At 67.8% G+C, this 3,286-nt stretch carries 6 protein-coding genes; 3 read left to right on the top strand and 3 right to left on the bottom strand.

Translation table 11 applies throughout. The annotated features are described in order from the left end of the window. Nucleotides 1-139: 139 nt before the first annotated feature. From A5777_RS16135 to A5777_RS16125, 3 genes are all read left to right on the top strand, one after another. Complete coding sequence (locus A5777_RS16135) at nucleotides 140-1,093, top strand: hypothetical protein (RefSeq protein ID WP_064863425.1); 954 nt, start codon at nucleotides 140-142, stop codon at nucleotides 1,091-1,093. A gap of 23 nt (nucleotides 1,094-1,116) precedes the next feature. Continuing rightward, nucleotides 1,117-1,455, top strand: a complete 339-nt coding sequence (locus A5777_RS16130; protein ID WP_064863424.1) for a hypothetical protein — start codon at nucleotides 1,117-1,119, stop codon at nucleotides 1,453-1,455. A gap of 65 nt (nucleotides 1,456-1,520) precedes the next feature. Then, complete coding sequence (locus tag A5777_RS16125; protein WP_064863423.1) at nucleotides 1,521-1,898, top strand: hypothetical protein; 378 nt, start codon at nucleotides 1,521-1,523, stop codon at nucleotides 1,896-1,898. Nucleotides 1,899-2,036: 138 nt separating this feature from the next. Here A5777_RS16125 and A5777_RS25685 read toward each other — a convergent pair whose 3' ends face one another. From A5777_RS25685 to A5777_RS16115, 3 genes are all read right to left on the bottom strand, one after another. After that, nucleotides 2,037-2,165 carry a hypothetical protein gene (locus tag A5777_RS25685; protein ID WP_269447007.1) on the bottom strand — a complete coding sequence of 43 codons (129 nt, stop codon included), beginning with the start codon at nucleotides 2,163-2,165 and terminating at the stop codon, nucleotides 2,037-2,039. Between the two features lie 22 nt (nucleotides 2,166-2,187). Then, complete coding sequence (locus A5777_RS16120; RefSeq protein ID WP_064863422.1) at nucleotides 2,188-2,757, bottom strand: recombinase family protein; 570 nt, start codon at nucleotides 2,755-2,757, stop codon at nucleotides 2,188-2,190. A gap of 11 nt (nucleotides 2,758-2,768) precedes the next feature. Next, on the bottom strand, nucleotides 2,769-3,286 hold a 518-nt coding region (locus tag A5777_RS16115; RefSeq protein ID WP_231895091.1), incomplete at its 5' end, for a hypothetical protein.

The raw sequence follows: 3,286 nt of genomic DNA, 5'->3' as shown, positions 1-3,286 counted from the left end.
GTCACAGCCCACGGCCACGCCCACAGCCGCCCGATCGACGGGCTGCGCCGCCACAGCACCCGGTAGGCCGCGCACACCGCCGCTACCCCCGCTCCGGCCAAGAAGGTCGTGCGCCGTGTCGTCAAGAAGGAGGGCTCCGATGCCTGAGCACACAGGGTATTTCGACGAGGATGGCAACGAGCTGACCCCCGAGGAGGTGGCCGCCCTGGGCGACGACGTCGAGATCGTCGACGAGGCCCAGTCGACGTCCGCGACTGTGCCCACGCCGGTGGCCCAGGCGTCAGCATCTCCCACGACCCCTCCAGCAGCACCCCACCCAAAGGCGTCCAAGGCGCTGCTCGCCGTCGCCGCGGTCGCGGTGCTGGCCGTCGGCGGTGGCGCTGTGTACGCGCTGCACGCGATCGGATCGCAGAACACCGCAACGCAGATCAAGGAGAATGCCGCCAAGAAAGCCGATCAGCTCAAAACCACGGCCGAGGACAAGGTCGAGACCGCGACGCATCCCGCGATCGACGTCTGCTCCGACCTGAGCCGGGCGCGGACCGACAAGGCGCTGTCGGTTCCCGGCGAGTCGATGCAGCTGCGGATCTTGCGCAGCGCGCCGCTGCCCCAGCAGATGACCTCGACGCTCAAGTCGTCAGATGAGGCGAAGCTGGAAATCCTGCAGCTGAGCCCGGCCAGCTGGGCCGTCTATCTCCCCCAGCGGCAGCAACAGGCCGACGACATCGCCACGACCACGGCTAAGCAGACGTGGCTGAAAGTGCCTGTGAGTACGGCGGATAACAGCCTCGCGGTCGGCGCAGCGGTGACCTGGCCCGGTGGCGACAACGACGCTGCCGGGGCCTGCGCGGCAGGTGCTCCGGGCGCCTACCGCGTCACCGGCGACGTGCCGGCGGGGGCCGCTGGCCTGCGCAAGGGGCAGGCGGAGGTCAGCGCGATCAAGGGCGATGCGACCTCGACCACCGCCACCAACACCGCGACAACCGCTGCGCAGCAGGGAGACTCGACCAACCGCGTCCTGGCGGTGATGGGCGGCTCAGTGGTAGAGGCGCAGCTCGAGTACATGCCGACCGAGACAACCCCCGATAAGTAGATAAGTAAGGAGCACAACGAATCATGTCCACGAAATCGCGAGTCATCGCCAGCACCATCGCTGCTTCGGCAGCGGTGGCCCTGGCCACCGTCGGCGTCGGACAGGCATCGGCCTCGATCCCCGACGGCCAGTACACATTTACGTCGTCGGCCGGCGCCCACGCACCGGCGACCGTGCGTGCGGGCCACCTGCACTACCTCGGCCAAGACCTGCCGATGCACATGACGCGAGCCGGCGCGACCGTTGAGGTGGCCGGTGATGCGATCGAATACCGACTCACCCAGCGGGGCCGTGGATACGCCGGCACGTCCACCATCCTCGGGATTCCGACGGGGGTGGTGATCAGTCTGACGCCACGCTAGGGCGAACGAAACAGCCAGCCAGACAGAGCAATCCGAGACACATCAATCATCAAAGGAGTCAGAGAATGAGCACCACCAAGATCAAGACCGCAGCCACCGTCGCACTCGCCGGAGCCGCTGCCATCGCGGGCCTCGGCGCACTGGGCACGGGTCAGGCCTCCGCGTCGCCGGTCCCTCACGACGGCGCGTACACGCTCCGCGTAGTCAACCCGATCGCGCCGATGTTGCCAGCGATCGGCTCGGTGCCGGCGAGCATCCATGGCGGTGTGCTCACCATCGCGGGGCAGAGCGGCACCCTGCACGCGAGCGCACCAGGCTCCAACGATTTCGGGCCTACCGCGACCATCGCGGGCGTGCCGGTCTCGCTGCTCGGTGATGGTGGAGCGGACGGCTACGGGGTCGTCGCCAACGGCAGCTCGTGGGGCCAGCTCGTGCCCCGCTGAGGCTGTTGAACCGAGAACCCCCGCACCGGATCTCGGTGCGGGGGTTCTTGCGCCTCTGTGATCAGCTCTCACCATACGGGGAGTGGGACGGAGTGCGACGGTGACGTGGCGGCGGTAGTTCGACCGAACGACTCCGCCTCAGAGCAGTTGTCGCACCTTCGCGATCGTCGAGGCCGGGTCCGGCGCCTGCGAGTAGACCGTGACCTCGTGGTAGTTCGGGTCGGTGATGCTCAGCGTCGGCAGCGGAGTCTCGCGCAGTCGGACCACGGTGTAGCCAGCGGCGAGCAGGTCATGCTGTCTCCCTGTCGAGATACCGGTATACCGTCTGACGGCTGACCCCGTACTCGTTGGCCAGCGCGGTAATGCCCTCCCCGGCGCCACCGGCGTGCCGACGGGCGATCTCGTCGGCCTGCTCGGGCGTCAGAGCGGCCTTGCGACCCTTATACTTCCCGGCGGCCTTGGCCTTGGCGATGCCCTCGGCCTGGCGCTCGCGGATGGTGGCCAGCTCGAACTCGGCGACGGCACCGAGCATCTGCAGCAGCAGCTTGGTCATCGGGTTGTCGTCGCCGGTGAACACGAGCCCCTGTGTGGTGACCTCGACGCGCACACCCTTGGCGTTGAGCTCGGCGATGATGGCCTGCAGGTCGGTGACGTTGCGGGCCAGGCGGTCGAGTGAGTGGACGAACACGGTGTCACCGGCGCGGGCGTAGGCGATCATCTCGTCGAGCCTGGGCCGGTCCCGGGTGCGGCCGCTGGCCTTGTCGACGAAGGTCTTGTCCACGTCGACGCCGTCGAGCTGGCGTACCTCGTTCTGCTCGGCGGTGCTGACACGCACGTAGCCGACACGCTGACCGGTCATGAGGGAAGGACCTACCACGCCGCCGAGATGCGATCCACCTCGGCATAGACGGCCGGGGAAACGTCACTGAAGCCCTCAGCACGTGACTCCGCCTCGTCCGCGATGCCCACGTGGAACATCTCCACGTCGACAGGGTCGACAGGCTCAACGAGCAGCTCGCGCACGAGACACTTTGCGGCGGTGGTGGCTTCGCGCTTGCGTCGCGCCAGGTCGGTCTTGGATAGGGGGTTACCGAGATAATCGGTCGCGTCGAGGTCAACCATGGCCGCCGCGGCTACACGCGAACCCTCCCCCCGCGTGTAGACGTACCCGACCTCGTGCGGGATGTTGGACAACACCGCGCCCAAGAGCTCCCCGGAGAACTCCGCACGAGCGCGACGCTCTACGTCGGCGCGATAGAAGGCGATCTCCTGGGCAAGCGTTGCCAGCGACTCGGGCGCGGGGTCGAGTACAGCCGCGGCGGCCATGGTGTAGGCCAGCTCGTTGGCCAGCTCGTTGGCCTCGATGTGGGTCAGGGTCATGGGATCTC

It is taken from the genome of Gordonia sp. 852002-10350_SCH5691597, assembly GCF_001665715.1.
Classification (GTDB): domain Bacteria; phylum Actinomycetota; class Actinomycetes; order Mycobacteriales; family Mycobacteriaceae; genus Gordonia; species Gordonia sputi.
The sequence above is the reverse complement of the archived record's forward strand: the minus strand, read 5'-3'. Positions and strand labels throughout refer to the sequence as shown.

Bases quoted from the DNA above. Each gene is read 5' to 3' on its own strand.
- A5777_RS16130 (WP_064863424.1), top strand. From the start codon at position 1,117: ATGTCCACGAAATCGCGAGTCATCGCCAGCACCATCGCTGCTTCGGCA.
- A5777_RS16120 (WP_064863422.1), bottom strand. From the start codon at position 2,757: ATGACCGGTCAGCGTGTCGGCTACGTGCGTGTCAGCACCGCCGAGCAG.
- A5777_RS16125 (WP_064863423.1), top strand. From the start codon at position 1,521: ATGAGCACCACCAAGATCAAGACCGCAGCCACCGTCGCACTCGCCGGA.
- A5777_RS16135 (WP_064863425.1), top strand. From the start codon at position 140: ATGCCTGAGCACACAGGGTATTTCGACGAGGATGGCAACGAGCTGACC.